We start from the raw sequence: 26,946 nt of genomic DNA, 5'->3' as shown, positions 1-26,946 counted from the left end.
GGAACAGACCATGAGGTTTGCAGTCGATACCGGTGGCACCTTCACCGACCTCGTCGTCGAGGACGAGGGCCACCTGAGCGTCCACAAGAGCTCGACCGTGCCGTCCGACCCGGTCCAGGGCATCCTCGACGCCTTCGACGTCGCCGCCGCCGAGCGGGGCTGTTCGCGGCGCGAGCTGCTGGGCCGGGGGAGCATGCTCGTCCACGGCACGACCCGGGGGTTGAACGCCGTCCTGACGAAGAGGGTCGCACGCACGGCGTTCCTCACCACCGAAGGGCATCCGGACATCCTGCTGCTGCGCGAGGGCGGCAGGCACGACATCTTCAACCAGCGGCAGCCCTATCCCGACCCCTACGTCCCGCGTTCGCTGACCTTCGAGGTGCCCGAACGCGTCGGCGCCCAGGGGGAGGTGGTCCGCGCACTGGACGAGGAGGCGGTGGCGGTCCTCGCCGAGCGGATGCGGCGGGAGAACGTCGAGGCCGTCGCCGTCTGCCTGCTGTGGTCGATCGTCAACCCCGTCCACGAGCTGCGCGTGGGCGAGCTGCTGGACGAGCTGCTGCCGGGTGTACCGGTGACGCTGTCGCACCAGGTCAATCCGTGCGTGCGCGAGTACCGCCGGGCCTCGGCGACCGCGATCGACGCCTCGCTGAAACCGCTGATGACCGCGTACATCAGCGGGTTGCAGGGGCGGCTGCGCGACGCGGGCTTCGCCGGGAGGGTGCTCATGGTGACCTCCGCGGGCGGCGCGCTGGACGCCGAGGACGTGGCCCGGGCGCCGATCCACTCGCTCAACTCCGGCCCCGCGATGGCGCCGGTGGCGGGGCGCTTCTTCGCCGACCTGGACGCCGCGGCCCCGATGGCGATCGTCGCCGACACCGGCGGGACCAGCTACGACGTCAGCGTCGTCCGGAACGGACGGATCCCGTGGACGCGCGAGTCCTGGATCGGCGAGCCGTTCCGCGGCCACATGACCGGCTTCCCGTCCGTCGACGTGCGCAGCGTCGGCGCGGGCGGCGGCAGCATCGCCTGGGTGGACGGGGGCGGGCTGCTGCACGTCGGCCCGCAGAGCGCCGGCGCCGTTCCCGGCCCGGTCTGCTACGGGCGGGGCGGCACCCGTCCCACGATGACCGACGCCTGCCTCGTCCTCGGCTACCTGGACCCCGGCTACTTCCTGGGCGGGCGCTCGGCGCTCGACCTGGACGCGGCGCGCGAGGCGATCAGGGAGCAGATCGCCGAGCCGCTCGGGCTGGACGTGCTGGAGGCGGCGGCCGCCGTCTACCGGCTCGCGACCGAGCGGATGGTCGGCGCCATCGAGGAGATCACCGGGCAGAAGGGCATCGACCCGGCGCAGGCCGTCCTCGTCGGGGGCGGCGGTGCGGCCGGGTTCAACACCGTGGCCATCGCGCGCCGGCTCGGCTGCCGCGAGGTCATCGTCCCGGTCATGGGCCCGGCCCTCAGCGCGGCCGGGGCGCTGATCTCCGAGCTGTCGCGCGGCTTCGAGAGGACCTTCCGGACCACCTCGGAGGACTTCGACTTCGCGGGCGTCAACGCGGTGCTGGAGGAACTGGCGGCCGAGGCCCGCGGCTTCGTCGACGGCCCCGGCGCCGGGGCCGTCGAGACGTCCGTCGAGTTCTCCGTCGAGGCGCGGTACCCGAGCCAGGTCTGGGAGCTGGAAGTGCAGCTCGGCGAGCAGGGCTCCCTGGACGGCGAAGGGCTCGAACGGCTGAAGAAGGCGTTCCACGAGGTTCACCGGGACACCTTCGCGGTCGACGATCCCGGCTCGCCGATCGAGTTCGAGAGCTGGCACGCCAGGGCGCGCTGCCGCATCACCGACCCGGTCCTGCCGGAGGCCGGCACGGGCGACGCCGTCCGGCGCGAACGCGACATCCACCTGCCGGGCACCGGGCTCGTCCGGGCGGACGTCTGGCGCCTGGACTCGGTGCCCGTCGGCCTGGAGCTGCGGGGCCCGGCGGTCGTCGAGTCGGAGACCACGACGATCGTCATCGACGACGGTGCCACATTCACCCGCCGCGGCAGCGGAACGATCCATGTCGTGCCCGGGGCGCCCGCCGCCGCGGCCGAGCGAGGGGGGAAGTGACGATGGACGGCGTCCGCATGGCGGTGATCAGCAACCGCCTGAACGTGGTCGTGGAAGGCATGATGAACACGGTCTTCCGCTCCAGCCGGTCGGGGGTGCTGAACAGCGCCCACGACTTCTCCTGCTGCATCGTGAGCGCCGACCACGAGCTGGTGATGGGCGCCGAGAGCCTGCCCATCCACATGATGAGCGGGCCCGACCTGATCTCGAAGGCCGTCCTGCGCTTCCATCCCGAGATGCGGCGCGGGGACGCGTATCTGCACAACTCGCCGTACAACGGCAACTCGCATGCCGCCGACCACGCGATGCTGGTCCCGGTCGTCGACGATGACGGCGTCCACCGGTTCTCCGTCCTCGCCAAGGCGCACCAGGCCGACTGCGGCAACTCCCAGCCGACGACCTACATGGCCGGCGCCCGGGACGTCTACGAGGAGGGCACCCTCCTGTTCGACGCCTGCCGCGTCCAGACCGACTACCAGGACAACGACGACATCCTGCGCATGCTGCGGCTGCGGGTCCGGGTGCCCGAGCAGTGGTGGGGCGACTATCTCGCGCTCCTCGGCGCCGTGCGCCTGGGCGAGCGCCGGATCACCGAGCTGGGCGAGGAACTCGGCTGGGACGTCCTCCAGGAGTTCGTGGACGAGTGGCTGGCCTACAGCGAAGGCCGCATGCGGGCGGCCATCGCCGGGCTGCCCGCCGGACGGCTCACCCTGACCACCCGGCACGACCCCTTCCCGGGGATCCCCGAGGGCGTCGACATCAAGATCGACATCGACGTCCGGCCGGAGGAGCAGGAGATCGCCATCGATCTCACCGACAACGTCGACTGCCTGCCGAACGGCCTGAACCTCACCGAGTCGACCGCCGCCACGGCCGCCCTGATCGGCGTCTTCAACTCCATCGGCGAGGACGTCCCGCCGAACGCCGGGAGCCTGCGCCGCATCAGCGTCGCGCTGCGGGACGGCTGCGCGGTGGGCGTCCCCTCCCACCCGCACAGCTGCTCCGCGGCGACCACCAACCTCGCCGACCGGGTGACCAACGCCGTGCAGCGCGGGATGGCGGAGCTCGTCGAGGGCATCGGCCTGGCCGAGTGCGGAGCCGTCATCCCCGCGGCGGCGGCGGTGGTGTCCGGCACCGACCCGAGGTCGGGCGGCAAGCCGTTCGTCAACCAGATCTTCCTCGCCGTCACCGGCGGGGCCGCCACCCCCTGGACCGACGCCTGGCTGACGATCTTCCACGTGGGCTGCGCCGGGATGCTGCGCCGCGACAGCGTGGAGATCGCGGAGATGACGCACCCGATCCGCGTGGAGCGGCAGCGGCTCGTCCCCGACACCGAGGGCGCGGGCCGGTTCCGCGGCGCGCCGTCGGCGGTGGTCGAGTACGGGCCGGTCGGCACGTCGATGACGGTGGCCTACGGGTCCGACGGCGCGGTGTACCCCGCGCGCGGCGTGCGCGGCGGGCTCGCGGGCGGTCTCACCCGGCACCTGCGCCGCGACGGGTCGGGCCGGCTGACCGACCTGCCGTCCCAGGGCCTGGTCGAGCTGGCGGACGGCGAGCGCATCGTGTCGATCACCGCGGGAGGCGGCGGCTACGGGCCGCCCACGGACCGAGAGCCCGAACGGGTCCGCGACGACGTGCGCGAGGGGTGGATCACCGCGGAGCGCGCCCGCGACGTCTACGGCGTCGTCCTGCGCGCGGACCTGTCGATCGACGAGGCGGCGACCGCGCGGCTGCGCGCGGGCTCCGCGTCCTAGCCACCAGGGCCCCGCCTTGAGAGAGGACTCCGCCATGGCGGTCCCCGTCACCATGCCGCAACTGGGTGAGAGCGTCACCGAGGGCACCGTCACCCGCTGGCTGAAGCAGGTGGGCGAGCACGTCGAGGCCGACGAGCCGCTGCTGGAGGTGTCGACCGACAAGGTCGACACCGAGATCCCGGCCCCCGCGTCGGGAGTCCTTCAGTCGATCAGCGTCCACGAGGACGAGACGGTCTCCACCGGCACCGAACTCGCCCGGATCACCGCCCTCGACCGCGCACCGGCGGCGGTCCCCGCCCCGCCCGCATCCAGCCCGAAACCGCCCACCCCACCCGAACCCGTAGAGACGCCCCCGGCTCCGGCGGCCCCTCACCGGACCGGCGCCCCTGGGACGCGGCGGAGCGGCGGCTACATCACACCGTTCGTCCGGCGCCTCGCCTTCGAGCACGGCGTGGACCTGACATCCGTGCGTCCCGCCAGACCCGGCGACCGCATCCGCAGACAGGACGTCCTGGCGGCCCGAAAGAATCAAGACCAAGCCGCCCCGACACCACCCGACGCACCCTCACCGACACTTCCACCCCAGAACCCATCCCCACTCGCCGCGGCACCGAGCCCTGTCGCCTCGGCGACGAGTTCGGCCGCCCCGGTGTCGGGTTCGGCCGCCGCGGTGCCGAGTCCCGTTGCCGGGCGGGTTCCGGAGTTCGAGGAGGGTGTTCGCGGGACGACCGGGGCGTTGAGTCCTGCGCGCCGGGCGATCGCCGCGCGCGTTACGGAGTCGCTGCGTACCAGCGCTCACCTGACCACGGTCGTCGAAGTCGACGTTACGAAGATCGTCGAGCTGTGCGAGTCCGCCGGGGAGCGTTTTCGGGCGCGCGAGGGCGTCGAGCTGACGCCGCGGCCCATCATCGCGATGGCCGCGCTCGCGGCGCTCAAGGAATCACCGGAGATCAACTGCCGGGTGGACCCGGACGCGGGAGTGATCGTCCATCCGGACGGTCAGCATCTCGCGGTCACGGTCGAGGTTCCGGGCGGGACGGTGACGCCGGTCCTGCGGGACGCCGGAAGCCTCAACCTGGCCGGGCTGGCGCACGGGCTGGCGGAGCTGGCGGAGCGGGCGCGGGCCGGCCGCCTCGCCCCCGCGGACTTGGCGGGCGGCACGTTCACCCTGGCGGACGCGGGTGCGGCGGGGACCCTGTTCGCCACGGCGGTCATCGACCAGCCGCAGGTCGCGGTGCTGTGCACCGGCGCCGTCGGCAGGCGGCCCGCGGTCGTCCGAAGCCCGGCGCTGGGCGAGGTCGTGGCGGTGCGGTCGATGATCCATCTCGCCCTGACCTACGACCACCGGATCATCGACGGAGCCGACGCGGCGCGCTTCCTCACCCGGGTGAAGGAGCGGCTGGAGACCGGCGACCTGCCGGACCACTGACGACCCCGCGGCTCCCCGGGCGACGCGGCCCGAGGACCCGCGGGGGGCCAGGCGGACCGCGTCCCGCCCGCTCGGCCCTCTCGTTCGCATTGCACACGGACCATTCGCATAGCGCTGGACACGCTCAACGCCCTCGCGGATCAGGAGTTTCACATGAAGTTCGGTCTCGCCGTCTTCGCCACGGACCAGGGCATGGGACCGGCCGACCTCGCTCGCATGGCCGAGAACGGCGGTTTCGAGTCGCTCTTCTTCCCGGAGCACACCCACATGCCCGTCGAACGCACCGCGCATTTCAAGCCGGAGGGCGGCGACGTGCCCCCCGAGTACTCGCGGACGCTCGACCCCTTCGTGGCGCTCACGGCGGCGGCGTGCGCGACCCGCACGCTGAGGCTGGGCACGGGAATCTGCCTGGTCTCCCAACGGGACCCCATCACCACGGCGAAGGAGGTCGCCACGCTGGACCATCTGTCCGGCGGACGGCTCCTGTTCGGCGTGGCGGCGGGGTGGAACCGCGAGGAGCTGCTGAACCACGGCACCGATCCCCGGCGCCGCCTGGGGGTGCTCGCGGACCGCATCCGGGCCATGCGGACGATCTGGACGCGGGAGGTGGCGTCCTACCGGGGCCCGTACGTCTCGTTCGAACGCATCCAGTCATGGCCCAAGCCCGTCCAGGATCCGCTCCCGATCCTCATCGGCGGAAACGGTCCCACCGTCGTGGACCGGATCCTGTCGTACGGGAACGAATGGCTGCCCGAACCCGCACCCGACCTGCTCGATCGCATCGCCGAGTACCGGGAGAGGGCACGGGAGGCGGGCTGGGCCGACGCGCCGGTCACCGTGTACGGCGCGGACCCGGCGGACGTCCCCCGATACGCCGAGGCCGGCGTGCACCGGTGCGTCTTCTGGCTGCCTCCCGGGGACGCCGAGGCGGCCCGCCGGCGGGCCGCCGAGCTTTCCGACGCCCTCGGCCTGGCGGTGGCGGCATCGGATCCCCGCCCCCCGGAGGCGCTGATCATGTGAACGAACGTTCTTTTGCCGAACATGACGGCGGTGTCGAGCCAACTCAGAACCCCTATATTTTCCCACTACCTGCGGTAATGCCACGGCATTCGAATCTTGACCTGCAAAAACGCGTGCGCTAGTGTGCTTTTCACAAAGCGAACGACTGCACGTATACCGATCAAACCTGGAGGCGGTATGTCGTTCCCACACATGATGAGGCGCCGGTGGCCGGCACTGGTCGCCGCCGGCCTGACCCTGTCCGGAGCGGTAGCGTGCGCCGGCGGCGCCGGATCGTCGGCCGGCGAACGCAAGGGTTCCCTCGCCTGCCGTGACGGCCGGATCCTCGTCGGCATCGCCAAGGCCGACAGCGGCTTCGCCTCCTTCTTCGACGTCGCCGGCAAGCGGGGGCTGCAGGTCGCGATCGAGGAGATCAACGCGCAGGGCGGCATCAAGGGCTGCCCCATCAAGACCATCACCGGCGACACCAAGTCCGATCCCGCGGTCGCCGCCCAGGTGGCGCGCTCGCTCATCGGCAAGGGCGCCCAGATCCTGGTCGTCGCCGACGACTTCGACACCGGCGTCGCCGCGGCCAGGATCGGGCAGCGGCAGGGGGTGCTGACGCTGTCGCTGGCGGCGTCCTCGACCGTCTTCGGCAAGGCCGTCGGCGACCGCTTCTTCAACGGCGGCATCACCACCACCGAACTCGGCCTCGCGCAGGCCAGGTACGCGCTCGACCGCAAGTGGCGCTCGACCTTCCAGGTCCTCGACCCCGGCCTCGCCTACTTCACCGAGCAGGACACCGCCTACCGGAAGCTGTACGAGCCCGGCGGCGGCAAGGTCACCGGCGTGGACCGGGTCGACTCGCTGGCCGGCCAGTCCGACTTCAGCTCCACCATCTCCAAGATCAAGGCCGCGAAGCCCGACGTGGTCCAAGCCCTGGCCGTGTTCCCCGCGGTCGGCACCTTCGTCAAGCAGCTGCGCGCGGCCGGGGTGAACACCCCGGTGCTCGGCAACATCACGCTGCAGACCCGCGAGCTGCCGAAGCTCGTCGGGGCGAACCGCTCCAACGCGATCTCCTTCGCCGCCCAGGTCGCCTTCGACGGCGCGGGTGTCGATCCCGCGATCGCCGCGTTCACCGCGAAGTACGAGAAGATGTTCGGGCACTTCCCCGAGCAGGCCAACGCGCCGGGCGCCTACCAGACCTTCATGGCCGTGAACCAGGCCCTGCAGCGCAAGGACGTCACCGACGCCGCCTCGGCCGCGAACGCGATCCGGGCGCAGCGCGGACTCAAGGTCCCCGGCGGCACCCTGGCCTACTGGCAGGACGGGTACGCCGTCTGGAGCACGACCGTCGTCGGGGTGCAGAAGGGCAAGTTCAAGGTCGTCGCGGACTACGACCCGACCGTGCTGCGGAACGGCGCGTCGTGAGCGCTTCGCCCGCATCCGGCTCCCGCCTTCGGGATCCCGCCCCGGACGCGGACCCGCCGCTGCTCCGCGTGACGGGAGCGGTCAAGCGGTTCGCCGGCGTCACCGCGCTGGACGGGGCCGATCTGACCCTGGCGGCCGGCGAGGTGCTGGGGCTCATCGGACCGAACGGCTCCGGCAAGACCACGCTCGTGAACTGCATCTCCGGGGCGCTGCGGATCGACGGCGGCGACATCCGGCTCCGGGGCCGCGACATCACCCGCGCCTCCCGGGCCCGCCGGGCCCGCGGAGGCGTCGCCAGGACCTTCCAGAACCTCAAGCTCTTCGGCGACCTGACGGTCCGGGAGAACGTGACGGTCGGCGGCAACGCGTCCGCCGGAACGTCCCGGAAGGAGATCGAGCGCCTGCTCGCGAGCCTGCACCTGGACGGGGTCGCCCGCGAGGTCGTCTCCGATCTGCCGTACGGGACGCAGCGCCGCGTGGAGATCGCGCGAGCGCTCGCCGGCAACCCCTCGGTGCTGCTCCTGGACGAACCGGCCGCCGGACTGAACGACGGCGAGACCGGCGAGCTGCGCGAGCTGCTGCGCCGGATACGGGACGAGCGCGGCTGCGGCATCGTGGTCATCGACCACGACATGAACCTCGTCCTCAGCATCAGCGACCGTGTGCAGGTCCTGGACGAGGGCCGCGTCATCTACGAAGGCCCGCCGCAGGAGGCGTTCGACCAGCCCCATGTCGTCGAGGCGTACCTGGGGGCGTCATGACCGCGGAACCGCTGCTGCGGGTCACGGACCTGGTGGTCGGGTACGGGGCGACCAAGGTGCTGAAGGGGGTCTCCCTCGAGGTCCGGCGCGGCGAGGCGGTGGCCGTCCTCGGCGCGAACGGCGCGGGCAAGTCGACCCTGATGAAAGTGATCTCGGGGCTGGTGGCCCCGTGGGAGGGGACCGTCTGGTTCGACGGCGCCGACGTGACGGGCGTGCCCGCCGAGGAACGCGCCGGGCTCGGCATCGCGCTCGTCCCCGAGGGCCGCGGCATCTTCACCACGCTCTCGATCGAGGAGAACCTGCTGATCGGCTCGACCAGCCTGCGGGGGCGCCTGTCGCGGGCGCGGCTGCGCCGGCACAACGACGAGGTGCTCGACCGCGTGTACGGGACGTTCCCCGTGCTGGCCGAGCGGCGGGCGGACAAGGGCTCCAACCTGTCCGGCGGGCAGCAGCAGATGCTGGCCATCGGCCGAGCCCTGATGGCCGACCCGAAGCTGCTCGTCCTGGACGAGCCGTGCCTCGGCCTGGCCCCGAAGATGGGAAACGAGGTCTACAAGGTGCTGCGCACGCTGCGCGAGCAGGGCCAGAGCCTGATCGTGGTGGAGGAGTCGTCCCGGCGTGCGCTCGACTTCGTCGACCGCGCCTGCTGCCTGAAGCTGGGCGAGAAGGTGCTGGACGGCGACGCCGAGGAGATGCGGGCCGACGAGCTGCTCATCGAGGCGTACTTCGGGCTGAAGGGGGCTGAGTCGCCGTGACCGCATTCGTCCAGCACGTGCTCGACGCCCTGAGCGTCGGATCCACCTACGCCCTGCTGGCCCTCGGCCTGACGCTGGTGTTCAGCGTCATGAACCTGATCAATTTCGCCTACGGGCTGCTGCTGGTGTGGGGCGGCTACGGCGCCTGCGTCCTGGTGGACGCCGGAGTGCCGTTCGCCCTGGTCGTGCCGCTGTGCATCCTGTTCGTCACGGTCCTGTCCATGGCGATGGGGCGCGTCGCGTTCCGGCCCTTCATCGGTGCGCCGCCGATCACGCTGCTCATCACGTCGTTCGGCGTGCTCCTGATCGTCCAGTACATCGCGATCCTGGTGTTCGGGGAGAAGCCGAGGGTGCTGGACGTCCCGGGCTTCCTCACCGGGGTCGTCACGACCGGCGGCCTGCGGATCCCGGTGCTCCAGCTGGTCACGATCGCCAGCGGCGCGCTCGTCGTCGCGGCGTTCTACGCATTGCTGAACAGGACCGCGTTCGGGGCGCAGCTGCGCGCCGCCGCCGAGCTGCCGCAGACCGCGCGCCTGATGGGCATCCGGCCCGACCGCGTCCTGATGATCGCGTTCGCGGTGAGCGGTGCGATCGCCGGCGTGGTGGGCCTGCTGTGGTTCGCCAAGGTCGGCGCGGTCACCCCGCGGTCGGACCTGGAGCCCACCCTGAAGGCGTTCATCGCGATCGTCCTCGGCGGTCTCGGCCGGATCTCCGGCGCGATGCTCGGGGGCCTCGCCCTCGGCGCGATCGAGGTCGCCATGAACATCGTCCTGCCCGCCGGGGCGATCACCTATGCGCAGGCGATCGTGTTCGCGGTCGTCATCACCCTGCTGGTCCTGCGCCCGGGAGGGCTCAGCGGCGCCAGAACGGAGGCCACCTGATGCTCAGGCTCGCACTGCGTGCGGACAGGCTGCCGGGCCCCGCGGGCCGGCTCGGGGCGACGGCGGGCGCGGTGCTCGCCGCCGGAGCGGTGACGCTGCTCGGCGCCCTGCTGTTCCTGGCGCCGACGATGCGGGAGATCGTCCTGCTCTTCGGCATCAACGCCATCATGGTGGTCGGCTTCCAGCTGTTCGTCGGCAACACCGGCATCGTCTCCTTCGGCCACGTCGCGTTCATGGCCGTCGGCGCGTACGCGGGCGGCATCGCGGCCATTCCCGTGCTGGACAAGGAGCTCGTCCTGCCCGACCTGCCGGGACCGCTCGCGTCCGTCGAGGTGGGCTTCGTGCCCGCGCTGCTGATCGGCGGCGCGGCGGCCGCGCTGGTCGCGCTGGTCACGGGGCCGGCCCTGATGCGCCTGTCAGGGGCGGCGGCGTCCATCGCCACCCTCGGACTGCTGATCATCGTCACCAACGTGCTCGCCCAGGCGACCCCGCTGACGCGGGGCCCGCAGTCGCTCTTCGGCGTCCCGGAGAACACCACGTTCACCGGTGTGTACGCGACCCTCGTGGCGACGGTGGCGGTGAGCGCGCTGTTCAAGTGGTCGGGGGCCGGGCTGCGGGCGCGGGCCGTCCGCGACCAGCCCATGGCGGCCGAGTCGGCGGGGGTGTCAGTGCTGCGCTCCCGGCTGTGGGCGTTCGCGCTGTCGGCGTTCGTCACCGGCGTGGCCGGGGCGCTGTACGCGCAGCTCCTCACCGCGTTCTCACCCGCGTCGTTCTACATCGCCCAGCTCGTCCTGGTGATCGCCATGGCGATCGTCGGCGGGATCGGCGGGATCAGCGGCGCGCTGCTCGGGGCCGCGGTCATCACCGTCCTGAACGAGCTGCTGCGCCGGGTCGAGAGCGGGATGTCGGTCGCCGGAACCGAAATCCACGCCCCGACGGGGATCTCCTCCGCCGTCCTCGGCGTCGCCCTGATCGTCATGCTCCGATGGCGCCCGCACGGGCTGCTCGGCTCGGCGGAGCTCCAGTTCGAGGGGTCGGCTCCGGCCCGCGCGGAACCGGAGGCGCCGCGAACGGTTCCCGAGGACTCGCCGGAAGCGGTCGGCCGGACGGCCGGTGCGGCCCGAGCCGACGACGGCTGACCTCAGCTTCGCGTCCTCGGCCGAGAGATGCGGCCGGTGTCCCGGACACCGGCCGCATCTCTTTTCGCCCGGACCCGGGTCTCAGAGGTCGAGGACGATCTCCGGTGTCGCGGACCGCGACACGCAGGGGTGAATGCGGTCCATGGTGTCCGGGGGGAGGATCGCGTCGCGGTGCTGGGGGACGCCCGCGAGCACCTTGACGCAACACGAGCCGCAGGTACCGCGCAGGCAGGCGCCGGGGACCGGCACCTTCGCGCGTCGCAGCGCGGTCATCAGGCTGACGTCGGCGTCGACCCGCACCCGTTTGCCCGTACTGGCGCATACGGCGGTGAACGGTTGGCCGGGCCCGAAATCCACAGGGGCAGGCACGAACCGTTCGACCCGGAGGGCGCCGTCCGGCCAGCCGGCCATGGCGTCCTGGACGGCGTCGACGAAGGCGGGGGGACCGCAGCAGTAGACGGCCGTCCCCACTTCCCCCGGTCCGAGATAGGTGGGGAGGTCCAGCCGTCCTTCCGTGCTCGTGGCCTGGACGGTCACGTCGCCGTCCAGCGCGGCCAGCTCGTCGCTGAACGCGGCGTCTTCACGGGTCCGGACGCTGTAGGCGAGTTTCCAGGGGACGCCCGTCCGGTCGGCTTGGACGACCATGGGCAGAATCGGCGTGATCCCGACTCCCCCCGCAAGGAACACGTAGCGTTCGGCGGGTTCCAGGGCGAAGTGGTTGCGCGGCTCCCAGACGCGCACCCGCTTGCCGACGCGCAGGAACGAGTGCACATAGGCCGAGGCGCCGCGCGACAGCCTTTCCCGGAGGACGGCGATACGGTACCGGCTCCTGTCACCGGGATCGCCGCACAGCGAGTACTGGCGCAGATGCCGTGTGACCAGCTGGACGTCGATGTGCGCTCCCGGCTCCCACGCGGGAAGCGGTTCGCCGGCCGGGTCGGTGAGGTCGAGTGCCACGATGTCGCGGGCCTGCCGCTCCGTTCTCACCACGGTCAGGAGGCGGCCTCCCTCACGGAGCATCATCTCAGTAGAGCTCCTGGTAGCCGGCCTCGAACAGGCGGTCGAGGCGCTCCGCGTCCAGGCCGGCCGCCTCCGCAGCGCCCGCCGCTTTCGCCGCGTCCGCCCAGAACGTTCCGGGGGACGGGATCTCGTCGGCCAGGTCCTTCATGTCCGGTTCCCAGAGCCTGGACCTCAGGAGCGCCCGGCCGCAGTGCAGGTAGGCCGCCTCCACCTCGACGACGGTGGCCATCTGCGGGCGCACCCCGTCCTGTTCGAGCATCGTCCGCAGATCGCGGTCGTCGGTGACGTAGGCGCGTCCGTTCACGCGCAGCGTCTCCACCGCTCCGGGGACGAAGAACAGCATTCCGATGTGCGGATTCTCGACGATGTTGGTGAAGGAGTCACCGAGTTTGTTGCCGAGCCGGTCGGGGACGGCGAGGGTGTTCTCGTCCAGCACTCGCGCGAATCCCGGATAGTCGCCGCGTGGCGAGCAGTCCGCCTCACCGGCGCCGTTCGACGTGGCGAGGCAGCAGAATGGCGCATGGGCGATGAAGGCGCGGCAATTGCGGTCGAGATGATCCAGGATCTTCAGCCGCGTCTCCGGGTCCGGCTCGCCGAGCAGGTCGCGCACCTGCGCGCCGCCGAGCCGCCGGAAGCGAGTCTTCCACGGCGCCGCGGCGTCGTCGCGAGCTGGGGCGGCGGACCCGCTAGATGCCATACAAGGTCGCTCATATTCCGACGCACCGTTCATATGATGAGCATACCGCCCCGGGGCTGTCCGGTGAAGATGCGTCCCGGCTCCATCGCGGGCACTGGTTCGGGCGTCGCCCCAGAGTCCCTTGGGCATCCCTGAAGCCCGTGTTACGCCTTGTAGAGGGTGATGCAGGGGTGTCAGGCACCGGCTCCTGGGCTTCCGAGCCGATCGCCGGCGTGAAGCGGTCGCCGTCGTGCGATAGCATCGACGTTGTGGCTCGCAAATCGAACTCTCATTCGCTTGATGACGGCGACATCGGTAAAAAGGACGGCATCCAGTCCGTCTCGCGCGCCCTCGGGATCCTAGAGCTGTTCGATGAGAGACGCCCGGCGCTGACCACGAGTGACATCGCGACGCTCACCGGTCTCAACCGCGCGACGGCGTACCGCTTCTGCCGGACGCTGCTGAACCTCGGCTATCTCGAAGAGACCAGCTCCCGCACATTCCGCCCAGGACTCAAGGCGATCTCGCTGGCGCGCGCCGCGCTGAGCAGCCGGGAGCTCCCCGAAATGGCGCGGCCCTATCTTCAGAGACTGCGCGAGACCACCGGTGAAACGGTCAACATGGCGCTGCTGGATGGTGCCGAGGTGGTCTATGTCGCGCGACTGCTCAATGACGACCTGCTCGCGCTGCGGCTCTTCGTCGGGAGCCGCCTGCCAGTGCACGCCACCTCGCTGGGGCGCGCGATCCTGGCCTTCCTGCCCCGCGAGGAGATCGAGGAAATCCTCGGAGACCGGGTGCTGGAGGCCGTCACCCAGTACACCATCACTGACCGCGACAAGCTGATGCGCGAACTCGACCTGATCCGCAGCCGCGGTTACTCTTTCAACGACGAGGAGATGGTCCTCGGCATCCGCGGGATCGGTGCCCCGGTCTTCAACGCCGCGGGTCGTCCCATCGCCGCGATCAACGTCTCCATCGCCCGTCCGCTGGACAAGGCCGAGCTGCGGGCTGTGATCGCCCCCCAGGTCGTCGAGACCGCCCGCGCGATCAGCACACTCGTGACCGAACTGGCCATCGACTCCGACCATCACTGACGGTCGAGCTGGGCCGCGCCGAGGAACCCGACGTCAACCGCCCGCCTTGCAGCCGGCAGTTGAACACCTCCGGTACCGAGACCACGGCGTCGGTCGTCTCGGCGAGCTCGACATCTCCGATCGACAGCGGCAGGTCATAGATCACGTCCGAGGTCATGCGGACCAGCGTGAGATCCGTGATGCCCTGGCGGATCACCTCGCGGGCGACGGCGAACGGGATGAGACGGGTGAACCCCTCCATGGCCACTGTGTCGCCGTCGTGGATCAACTCCGCCACCGCCCCGGGCAGCGGCAAGATGTCGGTCATGTTCCGCGGCTGGGTCTCCGAACGCCGTCAACATTATTCACATAGTGAACATATTTTCACTATGTGAACCCTCCAGCTTTTGGCGCTGATTGTCAATGGATTTGAGGCGAACGCTCGCCGGCCATGCGACTACCGCGCGTCGGCCGCCAGCCAGTCGCGGGCGATGTGGGCGGCGAGCTTCTCCAGGAGCGGGCCGGCGTTCTCGTGGCAGGCGCGCGGGTCAGGCTCGATGCCGGAGAGGGTGTAGGCGGCCGCCAGCCCCAGCCGGCGCAGCTGCCGGTCGGAGAGCGCGCACGAGCCGGCGACGGCCACGGTCGGGACTCCCGCCCGTGCGGCGGCGCGCGCCACCCCGGCCGGGGCCTTGCCGTGCGCGGTCTGCGCATCGATCCTCCCCTCACCGGTGACCACCAGGGAGGCGCCGTGCAGTGCGGAGCGGAATCCCGTGAGATCCAGGACCAGGTCGATCCCGCTGAGGCGCTCCGCACCGAGCGCGGCGAGTGCGGCGAAGCCGATGCCGCCTGCGGCTCCGGCGCCCGGAGCCGCCGCGCACGCGACCATGGTGCGGCTTTCCAGGACCTCGGCCCATCGCGTGAGGCCCGCCTCGAGGACGGCGACGTCCTCCGGGCCGGCGCCCTTCTGGGGGCCGTACACGGGCGCCGCCCCCTCCGGACCGAGCAAGGGGGCGGTGACGTCGGTCGCGAGCAGCACGGTGACGCCGGTCATGTCGAGCAGACCGGAAAGATCGAGATCGTGGAGCCGGCGCAGCGCCGCGCCACCGGGCGGGAGCTCGGTGCCATCGATGTCGCGGAGCCGGGCACCGAGCGCCTGGAGCATGCCGGCCCCGCCGTCGGTGCAGGCGCTTCCCCCCACTCCGAGGATCACGCGCCGGCAGCCCATGCGGACCACCGCGTCGATGAGCTGCCCCGTCCCGAAACTCGACGCCGCCAGTGGTTCCGGTCCGTCCTGCAGCCGCAGGAGCCCGGAAGCCTGAGCCGACTCCACCACCGCCGTCTCGCCGCGTACGGCGAGGGACGCCTCCACCGGTCGCCCTGTCGGTCCCTCGACGACGCGGGTGACCCGTTCGAACCCGGCGGCGAGGACGGCGTCGACGGTGCCGTCCCCGCCGTCGGCGACGGGGATGCCGATCAGCTCGGCGTCCTCGGCGGCCCTGCGCAGGCCCGTCATCAGATGGCGCGTGGCCTCGGCCGCGGTGAGGGACCCCTTGAACTTGTCGAGAGCCAGGAGGACGCGGCTCATGACGCGGCCCCCGGAAGGGAGAGGCCCGCTCCCGCGGCCTCTCCCCTCTGAGCGACGGCGGGGCCCATCACACCGGTTCGGGTTCGATGAGGCGGTCGATGGCCGTGCCCCGCACGGAGTTCGCCTCCCGCTCGATCATGATCTCGACCAGGACCGGGCGCCCGATCCGTACGGCCTCCTCGCGGGCCCAGGCCAGCGCGCCGGCGATATCGTCCGGACGATGTACGCGGCGGCCGGAGCACCCGTACGCCTCCATGATCTTGATGTTGTCCGAGCCGAACTCGTCGTAGTGGATGTCCACCTCGAAGTTCATGTCGTACTCGATCTCGGCCTGGCGGATCAGGCCCAGGTACTCGTTGTTCAGCATCACCAGAACGAAGGGCACCCGGTACTGGGCGGCGACGGCGAGCTCTTCCACGAGGAACTGGAACGAGTAGTCCCCGACGATGCCGACCACCTCGGCGTCCGGTCTGGCCTTCTTCACGCCGATCGCCGCGGGGATCTCCCAGCCGAGCGGCCCCGCCTGTCCGCAGACCTGGTAGTGGCGCGGTTTGAACACCCGCTGGAACATGCCGGACCAGATCTGGTAGAGCCCGATCGCCGTGACGAAATAGGTGTCCGGCCCGAAGGCGGTATTGATCTCCTTGAAGACGCGGGCCGGCTTGATCGGGACGTCGTCGTAGTCGTCCCTGCGCGTCAGCGTGGACCTCAGTTCGGCGACGCGTGCGGTCCATTCCGAGCGGTCCGGGTGGCTGCTCCGCTCCCCGGCGGCGTCGCGAAGCGCCTCCAGGAACAACCGGGCGTCGGAGACCACCCCCAGGTCCGGACCGAACACCTTGCCGATCTGCGTGGGCTCGATGTCGACGTGAATGAACGTGCGGTCCCCGCGGTAGACGTCGATATCACCGGTGTGCCGGTCACCGAACCGGGCGCCGACGGCCAGGACGAGATCGGCCTGGAGGAACGCGGCGTTGCCGTGGCGCTGTGTGGTCTGGATGCCGGTCATTCCGGCGTGCAGCGGGTGGCCGTCCGGCAGCGCTCCCTTGCCCATCAGGGTCACCTGGACGGGGATCTGCAGCATCTCGGCGACCTCGCGGAGCGCGTCGGACGCCTCGGCGAGGATGACCCCGCCGCCCGCGAGGATGAGGGGTCGCTCGGCCGCCGCGAGCATGTCGAGGGCACGCCGGACCCGGAGCGGATGGGGCGCCACGGGCGTGACGGGAAGCGGTGCGTCCACCGACGGGTCCCAGGCGATCGTCTGCTTCTGCACGTCGAGCGGCAGGTCGATGAGCACCGGCCCCGGCCGGCCGGACCGGGCCACCCGGAACGCCTCCCGGAAGATCCACGGTGCCTGGGCGGCCTCTTTGACCTGGACGGCCCATTTGGTGACCGGCTTGGCGATCTGCACGATGTCGACCGCCTGGAACGCTTCCTGGTGGAGCTTGGTGGACGGGGCCTGGCCGGTGACGCAAATGATCGGGATCGAGTCGGCCATCGCGGTGTACAGGCCGGTGATCATGTTGGTTCCGGCGGGGCCCGAGGTGCCGATCGCGACGCCCACCCCGCCCGAGGTCCGCGCCCAGCCGTCAGCCATGTGCGTGGCGCCCTCCTCGTGCCGGACGATCAGATGTTCGATGCCGCTGGTCCGCAACGCCGCGTACAGCGGGAGGATCGCCGCGCCCGGGCACCCGAAAACGGTGTCGACCCCCTCGGACTTCAGGACGCCGGCGACGGCCTCCATGGCGGGCAGTTCAGGCATGTGCGTTCTCCTTCGTCCGGCCGTTGAGCCTCTCGATGACCTCGAGCAGTGCCGAGTGGTCCCGCGAACCCATCCCTGCGGCCCGAGCCGCCGCGACGAGCTGGGAGACCTGCCCGGCGAGCGGCAGTCCCACGCCCGCCGCCTCCGCCGCCCGCAGCACGATGCCCATGTCCTTGTGATGGAGGTCGATGCGGAACCCCGGCGTGTAGTCCCGTTTGAGGAACGCGGACATCTTGCGGGTCAGCACCGTGGAACCCGCCAGGCCGCCGTTCAGCACCGTGAGGCCCGGCTCCGGGTCGACGCCGGCCGCCTCCATGAGGACCAGCGCCTCGGCGTTCAGGGCGATGATCCCGGCGACCACGAGCTGGTTGGCGGCCTTGACCACCTGACCCGCGCCGTGCTCGCCGACATGGACGATGGTCCTGCCCAACGCTTCGAGAACCGGCCGAGCGGCCTCGAAATCGTCCTTCTCACCGCCCACCATGATCGACAGCACGCCTTCGACCGCGCCGGTCTCCCCTCCGGACACCGGGGCGTCCAGCACCCGCAGGCCCCGTTCGCGTCCCGCCGCCGCGACCGCCCGGGACGTCTGCGGGCTCACCGTGCTCATGTCGATGAGCAGGGTCCCCGGCCGGGCGTGCATCAGGACTCCGCCCGGCCCGAGGATGACCGCCTCCACGTGCTGGTCGGCGGGGAGCATCGTGATGACGACCTCCGCGTCCCTGACCGCGTCCGCGGACGAGGTGGCGCCGGTGCCGCCGTCCGCCGCCAGCCCGGCCACGGCGTCGGCGTTCACGTCGAAGCCGCGCACGTCATGTCCGGCGCGGATCAGGTGCCGCGCCATGGGCGCGCCCATGATGCCGAGCCCGATGAAACCTATGACCGCCATCTCGCCTCCATGACTCACGGTCCGTCGTTCAGCCAGTCGAAGCTGTCGATGCTCGCCCCGGTGGGCCGGTACTCCAGACCGACCCAGCCGGAATAGCCGTGCGCGCCGAGCGCGCCGAACAGCTCGTCGAAATCGAATCCGCCGGTGCCCGGCTGGTTGCGTCCGGGCACGTCGGCGATCTGCACGTGGCCGATCAGCTCGTGGTGGGCGGCGACGACCTCGGCCGCGGCCTCCCCCGAGATGGCCAGGTGGTAGAAGTCGGCGAGGAACCGTACGTTCCCGGCCGGAAGGACGTCGATGACGCGGGCGACGTCGGCGGCGGTTCGCAGCGGGTAGCGCGGGTTCTCCTTCGCGTTCAGCGCCTCGAGGAGGACCACGGCTTCGGCCGGCTCCGCCGCCCGTGCCGCCAGCGTGAGGTTCTCGACGGCCAGCTCGTCCTGCTCCGCGGGAGAGCACCCCTCGACGCGGTTGCCGTACAGCGCGTTCAGGGCCCGGCATCCAGTGCGCCGGGCGATGTCGACGGCGATGTCAACGCCGTCGGTGAACTCCGCCGTATGGGACGGGTCGGAGAGAAGCCCGCGGTCGCCGGCCGGCATGTTCCCGGCGGCGAAGTTGAGCCCCACCAGGGCGACACCCGCATCGTCGATCGTGCGGACGAAGGCGTCCACCTCCCGGTCGGAGGGGACCGCCCGGTCGAACGGCCACCAGAACTCGACGGCGTCGAACCCGGCGGCCTTCGCCGCCGCCGGACGTTCGAGCAGCGGGAGCTCGGTGAACAGGATCGAGCAGTTGACGTCGAAGCGCAGACCGGCTCCCGCCGGGTTCGCGATGGCCACGGCTAGTACCGCCGATCCCGCAGCCAGTCCGCGTACGAGGCGATGCCGGCCTCCAGGGACTGCTGCGGCACGTACCCCAGCTCGTCCCTCGCGGCCGTGATGTCGTACGGTCCCTGCCGGTCGAGTGTCGGGATGTGGCCGGGGCCGATGGCGAGATCGGCCTTGCCGAGGATCTTCTCGACGAGCGCCGCCGCCTCCCGCAGCGTCACCTGGCGTCCCCCGGTGATGTTGTAGACCGCGCGCCCGTGGTCACCGACCTCCAGAGCCGCCTGCGCGGCGCGCGCCACGTCCTCGGCGTGCACGAACTGGAAGCGGTGCTCGCCGCCCTCGTCCAGCCGGAACGGCCGGCCGTGCACCGCGGCGGCGATCATCTCCCGGAGCACCTCCGGCATGGGGTTGCCGGGGCCGTAGACCTCGGTGATGCGCAGCGAGATGACGTCCACGCCGTAGAGCCGGCCGTAGACCCGCCCCATGAGCTCGGTGGCGACCTTGGTGACCCCGTACGGGGTGTTGGGGAGGAGATGCGCCCCCTCCTCCTGGACCAGGTGGGTCTCCTGGTCGCCGTAGGCGCATTCGGAGGAGAAGTTCACCACCCGGCGGACCCCGGCGAGGCGGGCGGCCTCGAGCACGTGGAGCGTGCCCTCGACGTTGGCCGTGAACGTGGTGATGGGAAGATCGATCGACAGCTCCGGGTGGGACATGGCGGCGGTGTGCGCGATGCGTTCGACCTCGTACTCCTGGAGCGTCCGCAGCAGCCGCGGGACGTCGTACAACTCGCCCTGCACCGCGACCACCGACGGGTCGTCCGATTCGGAGAAGTCGCGGTTGTAGGAGATGACCCGGTGGCCGTCGGCGGCCAGCCGCCGGACGAGGTACCTTCCGACGAAGCCGAGCCCGCCGGTCACGAGCGTGGTCGTCATGCCTGCTCCCCTCCGTCCTCCTGCGGACGCGCCAGGCTGCCGACCGGGAAGCAGCCGGTGCGGCCGCCGTCGACGACGTAGTGGGCGCCGGTGACATAGGCCGCGTCGTCGGACAGGAGGAAGAGCACGGTCTGCGCGATCTCCTCCGGCCTGCCCAGGCGCCCGAGGACGATCGACCGCTCGTTCTCGGCGCGCTCGGCCGCGGGATCGTCGGCCGTGTCGAACTCGGCGCGCAGCAGCGGGGTGTCGATGGCGCCCGGGCAGACCGCGTTCACCCGTACCCCGCTCGCCGCCAGTTCGGCGGCGAGCGCCCGGGTCATGGCGAGGATCCCGCCCTTGGTAGCGGTATAGGCGACATACCCGGCCTGTCCCGTCAGTGCGAGCTCCGAGGCGGTGCTGACGATGGCGCCGCGCCGGCGCGGCGCCATCACCCTCGCCGCCTGCCGCGCCACGAAGAAGCTGCCCGTCAGGTTCACCTGGAGCTGGCGATGCCACTGCTCGTCGGTCGTCTCCGTGACCGGCACGACCATGGAGATGCCGGCGTTGTTGAACACCGCGTCGACCGGTCCGAGCGCCTCCGCGCGGGAGAACGCGTCCGCGACGGCCGCCGAGTCCGCGACGTCCGCCGGGAGGGGCAGCACCCGCGCGCCCGCCGCCCGGCACTCCTCGGCCGCGCGGTCCAGCTCGGCACCCGGCAGCGCGACGAGCGCGACCGCGGCGCCCTCCCGCGCCAGCAGCAGCGCGGTGGCGCGTCCGATCCCCGAGCTCGCGCCGGTGACCAGGGCGGTCCTACCCTTCATACGGCTCATCTGCATGCTTTCCTTTCACTGGGTTTCGGTGACGCCGGCCCGGGGGCGGGCCGGAGGGGCCGCGAGGGCGCGGCGTGCCGCCTCGCCGCAGGTCATGAACTCGACGTCGCCGCAGGAGAGCGCGTATTCGAGCAGCCCGCGCAGCGCCAGCGTCCGGCCGGCCCGGCCGCTGAGGAAGGCGTGGCAGGTCAGCTGGTAGAGCCCGCCGTACCGGCGCAGGCCGTCGAGTTCCGCGCGCCAGATGCCGACGGCGGTCTGCGGCGCCTCGACGTTGCGCCCGATCCGGGGCTGCGGCAGGAACGCGTAGTGGTCGAAGTCGTCGAGGATCCAGTGGCACGGCAGCTCGACCACGTCCCGGTCGCGGCGCCGGACCAGGTACGGGCTGTCGTCGCCCATCAGGCTCGTGTCGTAGCGCAGGCCGTATTCCGCGACGATGTCGAGTGTCCGAGAGCTGGCGGACCAGTACGCCGCCCGGTGACCGGCCGGCGTCACACCGAACGCGGCCATGACCTCCAGCGCGCGTTCGAAGTCGGCGCGCTCCTCGCTCTCGGACATGTCCGTCGGGGGACGGTGGCTGTAGGAGTGGTGGGCCAGTTCGTGGCCGGCGCCGACGATCGGCTCCACCAGTTGCGGATGGCGTTCCAGCGTCCATCCCGGCACGAAGAAGGTGGCTTTGATCCCGAGGGCGTCGAGCATCCCGAGCAGGCGGGGCACGCCGCGCTGGATCTCGTACACCTGGTGGCTCATCGGCAGCGGGTGCTGCGCGAAGCGGCGGCCCTCGGCCAGCACGACGGTCTCGCAGTCCACCGGGATGGTGAGCGCGAACGCGGTGGTCTTGCCCTCCGGGAGCCAGGAGGGGGTCGCGGGTTCCATGGACGCTCCTTATGCTCAGCTCGGGTAGACCGCGGGATCAGGGCGGGGGTCGAGCCGGTCCAGGGACCGGCGCGGCAGCGATTCGTCCGCACGAGCGCGCCGGGCGACCTCCGCGGCGGAGAGGACGGCCACGTCACCGGCGTCCAGCGCGTACTCGATCAGCCCGGCCAGGGCCCGCAGCCGGCTCGCACGCCCGGTCGCGAACGGATGCAGGGTCAGGACGACGAGACCGCCCTCCGCGCGCAGGGCGTCGAGTTCGAGCCGCCAGCCCGCGACCACCTCCGCCGGCGACTTGACCCTGTACGACTCGCCGATGGGCAGGTTCACGTACTGCAGCCAGTCGTCGAGCGCCCACGACGGCGGCAGTTCGACGATGTCCCCGTTCCCGGTGTCCAGCATGTAGGGGCGGTCGTCGTCCATAAGTGTGGACTCGTAGCTCAGCCCGTGCGAGGCGACCAGGCCGGACGTGCGGAGGCTGGCGCTGGACAGCGGCGTCCGGTGACCGGTCACGTGGGCGCCGAGCCGTGCCAGCGTCTCCAGCGCCCGCTCGAAGTCCTCCCGCTCCTCCGCCTCGCTCATCTCGACGTACGGACGATGGTGGTAGGAGTGGTGGCCGATCTCATGCCCCGCGGCGAGGATCGCCTCGACCGTCCGGGGATGCCGTTCCGCCGTCGCACCGGGCACGAAGAACGTGGCGGGCACCTCGTACTCGGCGAGGAGGCGGAGGATCCGGGAGACTCCGACCTCCGGGCCGAACGCCTGGTGCGACATGAGCATCGCGTTCTCGGCGTACCGGGCGTCCTCGGCCAGCAGCGGGGACTCCCCGTCGACGTCGAAGGTGAGGACCATCGCGGCCGCCGCGCCCGCGAGCCACCCGCCGGTGGGCGCTTCGGGCCGTCGGGCGCCGGTCATGACCTCGCGTCCCCGTGCAGCTGGGCCTTCCTGGTCTCGCCGAGGGCGGGCGGGGCGCCGTCCGCGGAGGACGTCCAGAGCTTCGACAGCCCCCACGCGGCCAACGCGAGGACGATCAGGACGGCCTCGGCGAGAATGTACCGGCCTTCCTGCTTGACCAGCGCGATCCCGGTGAACCCGATCACGATGATGGGCGGCACCGGCCACAGGGGCATCCGGTAGACCCGCCGCTGCTCCTTCTGGGTGATCCGGCTGACGAGGGCCGCCCAGCCGATGAAGAAGTAGACGGCCGCGATCACGGTGCCGGCGAAGATGATCAGGAAGTCCAGCGCGGAGGTGAAGACGAGGACGCCGGCCGGCACGGCCAGGACCAGGACGCCCGCCGCCGGCGCCTGGAACCTGTTCAGGCGGCCGAGCCGGCGGCTGACCGGTGCGGGCCACACGACGTCGCGGCCGGTCGTGTAGACGGCGCGGCCGAAGTACATGAGCAGGGACAGCATGGCGTTGAACAGTGCCACCGCCGCCCCGATGTCGATGATCTTGGTGGCGGCCGAACCGAGCGCCGCCTCGACCGAGTACGCGATCGGCGTTTCGGCGGACAGGAACTCCTTCAGGTCCGGCGCGGCGACCACGGCGGCGATCAGCGGAATGATGATCAGCACGCAGGCCAGCGCGGCGGAGACGATGACCGCCTTGGCGACACTGCGCTCCCCGCCCTTGAGCTCTTCGGAGAAGCCGAGCGCCGCGTCGTAGCCGTTGATGACGTTGAAGGCCGGGGCGAAGGTCGCCAGCATGACCACGAACGTCAGCCCGGTCAGCTCGGTCCCGCTCAGGTGCACGGGGTGGACGGCCACGTCGATCACGCTCTGCTGGGGTGCGGTGAGCGCGGCGACCGTGATGATCCCCAGCACCGCCAGCTCGACCACCACCATCACGATGGTGACCCACGCGCCCACGTCGACGCGGGTCAGCGCGATGACCACGGCGATCCCGAGGAAGATCAGCGCCAGTGGCTGGTCGGCCATGCCCAGACCGGGCACCAGGCTCTTCACGAACTGCGCGACGCCGAGAGCGATCGAGGCCGGGATCACGATGCCCTGGATGAGGAAGTTGAACATCGTCACCCAGGTGACCGGCCCGGGAAGCACGTTGCGCACCAGCGAGTACATCCCGCCCGCGATCGGGTACATCGAGGCCAGCTCGGCCAGGCACAGCGCGATCAGTATGACCACCGCGCCCTGGATGATGCTGGCGCCGACGGCGAACGTACCGCCGATGAGGAAGACGCCGGCCGTCAGGAAGACGACGGCCATGGTCGGGGACACATCGGCCATGGCGAGGCCGACGACGTGTCTGATGCTCAGCCTGCGTTCCAGTTCCGGCTCATACCCGAGCTCCTTGAGCCGTTCGCTGCTCGCGTCGTGCTCGCTCACCTGCGGATCCTCTCTCTACTTCCCCGAGTTGCCGCTGACGCTGCCGGACACTAAACTCGTTTTCGGTAAACTGTCAACAGTTCGCAATGGAGCTTCTTCGATGGCAACGCCCGGCGATCTATCCCCCCTCGCGGACCCCACCCCCCTGTCTGACTCCACCGCCGAGCTGCTGCGGGAGAAGATCCTCAACGGGGACTTCGCCCCGGGGCAGCGGCTGAACGAGGCTGCGATGGCCCGGCAGCTCGGCATCAGCCGAGGTCCCGTCCGCGAGGCACTGGCCCAGCTGCGCGCCGAGGGCCTCGTCTACGACGAGCCTCGCCGCGGCTCCTTCGTGGCGGCCCTCACTCCCGCGGACGTCAAGGAGATCTACCAGCTCAGATGCGCTCTGGAGACCTACGCGGCACGCATGATCAGCGAGGCGGGCGACGAGGCCGCCATCGGTCGCCTCCGGGAGGTGGCCCGCCAGTTGAGGGCGGCGGCGGAGGCGATGGACCAGAAGGAGTTCGCCAGGCTCGACATGCTCTTCCACTCGGAACTGTGCCGCCTCACGGAGAACCGCCGCCTGCACCAGGCGTTCGAACGGCACAGCGGCCTGCTGTCCACACTGCTCAGGCTGGAGGTCACCACCCAGTACGAGTCCCTCGACGGGCTGCTCACCAGTCACGAGGAGATCGTCGACGACATCGCGTCCGGCGACGTCGAGCGCGCACAGGCCGCCTGCGAGCGCCACCTCGACCACGCCATCGGCATGGTCCTCGCCATGCTCGAGCACGCCCGATCCGCCGAGGCGGAGAACTAGCTCGATTTTTTGCGAGGTCGGTTGGGCCGCGGAGCGACCCAACCGGCTTTTGGTCTTCTGCGTCGGGTCAGCCGTTGGGCCCGACTGTCGCGTCGGGTGGTCGCAGTTCCACGGGCCCGGGGGTTCTCCTGGTGTTGATGGGACGGTTCGTGCTGGTCAGGGCACCGGGAGCATCTGCAGACGCCCGATCGCGGGTCTGCCTGACGGGCCGCTCGGCTGGGAACGCCGAGCGGCGCCTCGCAGCCCGGCCGCGGGCCGGGTCGGTTCAGTGCGGGGAGGAGGATCGGCGGCGTGGATGCCGGGTGAGGGTGTAGCCCGCCACGGCCGTGACGGCGGCGAGGACACCGCCGCCGATCGTCCACCACCACCGGCTGGACGGCCAGGAGAACCAGTCCTGGCGATCCGCCGGTTTCGGCGCCGAGTCCACGGGACTCGCTGACGGCGCGGCGCCCGGGGCGAGCGTGGTTCCGGGATTGACGGCGGGGGAGAGCGGCGCCTCCAACTTCGCGCCCGCCGGTCGGGCGTCCCCATCCTTCGTGGTGATCCGCACGTCGGCCCTGATCGGCAGGCCGAGGTCCTGCTCGGGCAGGCTGCTCGCCGCGAGCCGCAGGTAGTAGGTGCCGGGCAGCGGGTCGTCGGACCACGGCTCGGCCCACGCGCGGACCTGCCGGAGCGTGCAGCCGAGCCTGACGCTCGCGGCGCCGGCCGCCGCAGTCGCGTTCTGCGGGCCGGCCGTGCACGCCTGGCGGCGGCGCAGCCCGTCGAAGACGTCGATGGTGTACGTCGCGGCGCCGTGGCGGCTCGCCGCCGGGGGCAGCGCGACCGTCACCGTGATCCGCCCGGTCTGCCCGGCCGCGGCGGCGAAGGACCAGTACAAGTAGTCGCCGGTCGAGGCGGGCACGCGGACCGGCTGCCCCGGTTCCACGGTGGTCGCGGTCAGGAAGGACGTCCCCGCGGTGCTGATCGTCGGCCGCGGGCTCGGGGAGGGGGCCGCGGCGGCCGGTGCGGCGATGGCCGGCAGGGCGGCGCAGGCGGACCCGGCGGCGAGGAGGAGGGCGCGCATCGTCAGTTCTCCTTCCAGACGGCCACCCGCCACCGGGCGAGCCACCCGGTGACCAGGCCGGCGACCAGGCCGGTCCCGGCGAGCACGACCAGCAGCAGCCAGCCGCGGCCGAGGTCGGGTCCGCTCGGCGCGTCCGAGGACGGCACGAGATCGACGGTCAGCTCCAGCGGCATGCCGGGCGCCGTCCGGGCCGCCGCCGGGGCCGAGAAGGAGTTGCCGACCACCAGGCAGACCGGTGTGCCGCCGGCATCGCCGTCCGGTGCGGGGGAGGCAGAGGCGCCGGCCCCGGCTTGCCGTTGCGGCCAGCGCAGGCCGGTGGACTGTACGTCGGTGCGTCCGCTGCCGGCGTCGGTGCCGCGGACGAGTTCCTGCCCGGCCTCGGACATCGCGCGCAGCACAACGCCGTGGTCGGGGTTCAGGGTCCGGTCGAGCGACACGCTGACCGAAGCGCGGAGCTCCTGGCCCGGAGCCACCGGCACCCGGTACCAGCGGTGCTCGCCGAACCGTTCCCGGTCGGTGTACACGCCGGGCGCGAGCGTGGGCGCGTCGGCGCACCCCGCGGTCCCGGTGACCTTCTCCGGGGCCTTGTTGTAGGTGCTGCCGGCGCGCTGGACGAGCTGGTTGAGGCGGCCGGTCAGCTCCTCTTGGTGCTGGACGGCGGTGTAGGTCCCGCCGGTCGCGGCGGCGATGCAGGTGAGCTGCCGCCGGACCTTGTCGCTGAGGGTGAGCCCGAGGGTGTCCACGACCAGGTGCGTGCCCTGGGCGGCGAGCCGGCGGGCCACCTCGCAGGGGTCGGGGGGCGAGCAGGTGTCCTCGCCGTCGGTGATCAGGATGATCCGCCGGGTCGTCTCGCCGGCGCCCAGGTCCTTTGCCGCGGCGCGGAGCGCGAGCCCGATCGGCGTCCAGCCGGTGGGCCGCAGCGTCGCGATCGCCGCCTTCGCCCGGGCTTTGTCCATCGGGCCGACTGGGTAGAGCTGCTGGGTATCGGTGCATCCGACGGCCTTGGGGCTGCCGGGGAACCGGTAGCGCGCCCCCAGCACGCGGATGCCCAG

The 26,946-nt window shown here is 71.4% G+C and carries 24 protein-coding genes and 1 pseudogene; 11 read left to right on the top strand and 14 right to left on the bottom strand.

The window, feature by feature from the left end; genetic code table 11:
* The first annotated feature begins 10 nt into the window (after nt 1-10).
* The 9 genes from ACIWVC_RS19680 (at nt 11) to ACIWVC_RS19640 (ending at nt 11,247) form a co-directional block, all read left to right on the top strand.
* A complete protein-coding gene (locus ACIWVC_RS19680; protein WP_396449684.1) occupies nt 11-2,098 on the top strand; it encodes a hydantoinase/oxoprolinase family protein in 2,088 nt (695 codons plus the stop codon).
* 2 nt (nt 2,099-2,100) lie between these two features.
* Nucleotides 2,101-3,852, top strand: coding sequence for a hydantoinase B/oxoprolinase family protein (locus ACIWVC_RS19675; protein ID WP_396449685.1), 1,752 nt, complete (start codon nt 2,101-2,103; stop codon nt 3,850-3,852).
* Between the two features lie 34 nt (nt 3,853-3,886).
* Complete coding sequence (locus ACIWVC_RS19670) at nt 3,887-5,281, top strand: 2-oxo acid dehydrogenase subunit E2 (RefSeq protein ID WP_396449686.1); 1,395 nt, start codon at nt 3,887-3,889, stop codon at nt 5,279-5,281.
* Nucleotides 5,282-5,434: 153 nt separating this feature from the next.
* Nucleotides 5,435-6,301, top strand: a complete 867-nt coding sequence (locus tag ACIWVC_RS19665) for an LLM class F420-dependent oxidoreductase (RefSeq protein WP_396449687.1) — start codon at nt 5,435-5,437, stop codon at nt 6,299-6,301.
* Between the two features lie 177 nt (nt 6,302-6,478).
* On the top strand, nt 6,479-7,711 hold the full coding sequence (locus tag ACIWVC_RS19660; RefSeq protein ID WP_396449688.1) for an ABC transporter substrate-binding protein: 1,233 nt from the start codon (nt 6,479-6,481) through the stop codon (nt 7,709-7,711).
* Between the two features lie 68 nt (nt 7,712-7,779).
* Entirely contained in the window at nt 7,780-8,472 is a 693-nt protein-coding gene (locus tag ACIWVC_RS19655) for an ABC transporter ATP-binding protein (RefSeq protein WP_396449689.1), read from the top strand.
* Complete coding sequence (locus tag ACIWVC_RS19650; RefSeq protein ID WP_396449690.1) at nt 8,469-9,227, top strand: ABC transporter ATP-binding protein; 759 nt, start codon at nt 8,469-8,471, stop codon at nt 9,225-9,227. The genes ACIWVC_RS19655 and ACIWVC_RS19650 overlap by 4 nt, the downstream gene beginning before the upstream one ends.
* On the top strand, nt 9,224-10,108 hold the full coding sequence (locus tag ACIWVC_RS19645) for a branched-chain amino acid ABC transporter permease (RefSeq protein ID WP_396449691.1): 885 nt from the start codon (nt 9,224-9,226) through the stop codon (nt 10,106-10,108). Before ACIWVC_RS19650 ends, ACIWVC_RS19645 begins: the two co-directional genes overlap by 4 nt.
* Nucleotides 10,108-11,247: a branched-chain amino acid ABC transporter permease gene (locus tag ACIWVC_RS19640; RefSeq protein WP_396449692.1), complete on the top strand. Its 1,140-nt coding sequence runs from the start codon at nt 10,108-10,110 to the stop codon at nt 11,245-11,247. The genes ACIWVC_RS19645 and ACIWVC_RS19640 overlap by 1 nt, the downstream gene beginning before the upstream one ends.
* An 81-nt stretch (nt 11,248-11,328) precedes the next feature.
* Here the strand turns inward: ACIWVC_RS19640 and ACIWVC_RS19635 are convergent, their stop codons facing one another.
* On the bottom strand, nt 11,329-12,270 hold the full coding sequence (locus ACIWVC_RS19635; RefSeq protein WP_396449693.1) for a PDR/VanB family oxidoreductase: 942 nt from the start codon (nt 12,268-12,270) through the stop codon (nt 11,329-11,331).
* 1 nt (nt 12,271) lies between these two features.
* A complete protein-coding gene (locus ACIWVC_RS19630; RefSeq protein ID WP_396449694.1) occupies nt 12,272-12,997 on the bottom strand; it encodes an MSMEG_1061 family FMN-dependent PPOX-type flavoprotein in 726 nt (241 codons plus the stop codon).
* 215 nt (nt 12,998-13,212) lie between these two features.
* Between ACIWVC_RS19630 and ACIWVC_RS19625 the strand changes: the two genes are divergently transcribed.
* Entirely contained in the window at nt 13,213-14,037 is an 825-nt protein-coding gene (locus ACIWVC_RS19625; RefSeq protein ID WP_396449695.1) for an IclR family transcriptional regulator, read from the top strand.
* Here the strand turns inward: ACIWVC_RS19625 and ACIWVC_RS19620 are convergent.
* The 10 genes and pseudogenes from ACIWVC_RS19620 to ACIWVC_RS19575 form a co-directional block, all read right to left on the bottom strand.
* Nucleotides 14,037-14,344, bottom strand: a pseudogene (locus tag ACIWVC_RS19620) (CoA-transferase); the annotation flags it as partial. The gene ACIWVC_RS19625 and the pseudogene ACIWVC_RS19620 overlap by 1 nt on opposite strands.
* 129 nt (nt 14,345-14,473) lie before the next feature.
* Nucleotides 14,474-15,601 (bottom strand): glycerate kinase, encoded by a 1,128-nt coding sequence (locus ACIWVC_RS19615; RefSeq protein WP_396449696.1) that lies wholly within the window; start codon nt 15,599-15,601, stop codon nt 14,474-14,476.
* Nucleotides 15,602-15,668: 67 nt separating this feature from the next.
* Nucleotides 15,669-17,360 (bottom strand): glyoxylate carboligase, encoded by a 1,692-nt coding sequence (gene gcl, locus ACIWVC_RS19610; protein WP_396449697.1) that lies wholly within the window; start codon nt 17,358-17,360, stop codon nt 15,669-15,671.
* Nucleotides 17,353-18,249 (bottom strand): 2-hydroxy-3-oxopropionate reductase, encoded by an 897-nt coding sequence (locus ACIWVC_RS19605; protein WP_396449698.1) that lies wholly within the window; start codon nt 18,247-18,249, stop codon nt 17,353-17,355. The genes gcl and ACIWVC_RS19605 overlap by 8 nt, the downstream gene beginning before the upstream one ends.
* Before the next feature lie 14 nt (nt 18,250-18,263).
* Complete coding sequence (locus ACIWVC_RS19600) at nt 18,264-19,079, bottom strand: hydroxypyruvate isomerase family protein (RefSeq protein ID WP_396449705.1); 816 nt, start codon at nt 19,077-19,079, stop codon at nt 18,264-18,266.
* 8 nt (nt 19,080-19,087) lie between these two features.
* A complete protein-coding gene (locus ACIWVC_RS19595) occupies nt 19,088-20,005 on the bottom strand; it encodes an NAD-dependent epimerase/dehydratase family protein (protein ID WP_396449699.1) in 918 nt (305 codons plus the stop codon).
* Nucleotides 20,002-20,805, bottom strand: coding sequence for an SDR family NAD(P)-dependent oxidoreductase (locus tag ACIWVC_RS19590; RefSeq protein ID WP_396449700.1), 804 nt, complete (start codon nt 20,803-20,805; stop codon nt 20,002-20,004). The genes ACIWVC_RS19595 and ACIWVC_RS19590 overlap by 4 nt, the downstream gene beginning before the upstream one ends.
* A 24-nt stretch (nt 20,806-20,829) precedes the next feature.
* Nucleotides 20,830-21,687: a polysaccharide deacetylase gene (locus ACIWVC_RS19585; protein WP_396449701.1), complete on the bottom strand. Its 858-nt coding sequence runs from the start codon at nt 21,685-21,687 to the stop codon at nt 20,830-20,832.
* Between the two features lie 15 nt (nt 21,688-21,702).
* Nucleotides 21,703-22,599, bottom strand: a complete 897-nt coding sequence (locus tag ACIWVC_RS19580; protein WP_396449702.1) for a polysaccharide deacetylase family protein — start codon at nt 22,597-22,599, stop codon at nt 21,703-21,705.
* Nucleotides 22,596-24,032 carry an APC family permease gene (locus ACIWVC_RS19575; protein WP_396449703.1) on the bottom strand — a complete coding sequence of 479 codons (1,437 nt, stop codon included), beginning with the start codon at nt 24,030-24,032 and terminating at the stop codon, nt 22,596-22,598. The genes ACIWVC_RS19580 and ACIWVC_RS19575 overlap by 4 nt, the downstream gene beginning before the upstream one ends.
* A 100-nt stretch (nt 24,033-24,132) precedes the next feature.
* Between ACIWVC_RS19575 and ACIWVC_RS19570 the strand changes: the two genes are divergently transcribed.
* Nucleotides 24,133-24,831: a GntR family transcriptional regulator gene (locus ACIWVC_RS19570; protein WP_396449704.1), complete on the top strand. Its 699-nt coding sequence runs from the start codon at nt 24,133-24,135 to the stop codon at nt 24,829-24,831.
* A gap of 265 nt (nt 24,832-25,096) precedes the next feature.
* On the opposite strand, the gene ACIWVC_RS19565 is transcribed toward ACIWVC_RS19570, so the two are convergent.
* Nucleotides 25,097-25,894: a hypothetical protein gene (locus ACIWVC_RS19565; RefSeq protein WP_396454408.1), complete on the bottom strand. Its 798-nt coding sequence runs from the start codon at nt 25,892-25,894 to the stop codon at nt 25,097-25,099.
* Nucleotides 25,895-25,896: 2 nt separating this feature from the next.
* Nucleotides 25,897-26,946: hypothetical protein (locus ACIWVC_RS19560; protein ID WP_396454407.1), on the bottom strand; the 1,050-nt coding region annotated here is incomplete at its 5' end.

The organism is Actinomadura sp. (assembly GCF_044508335.1).
GTDB lineage: Bacteria > Actinomycetota > Actinomycetes > Streptosporangiales > Streptosporangiaceae > Spirillospora.
This window is presented reverse-complemented; position numbering and strand designations above follow the sequence as displayed.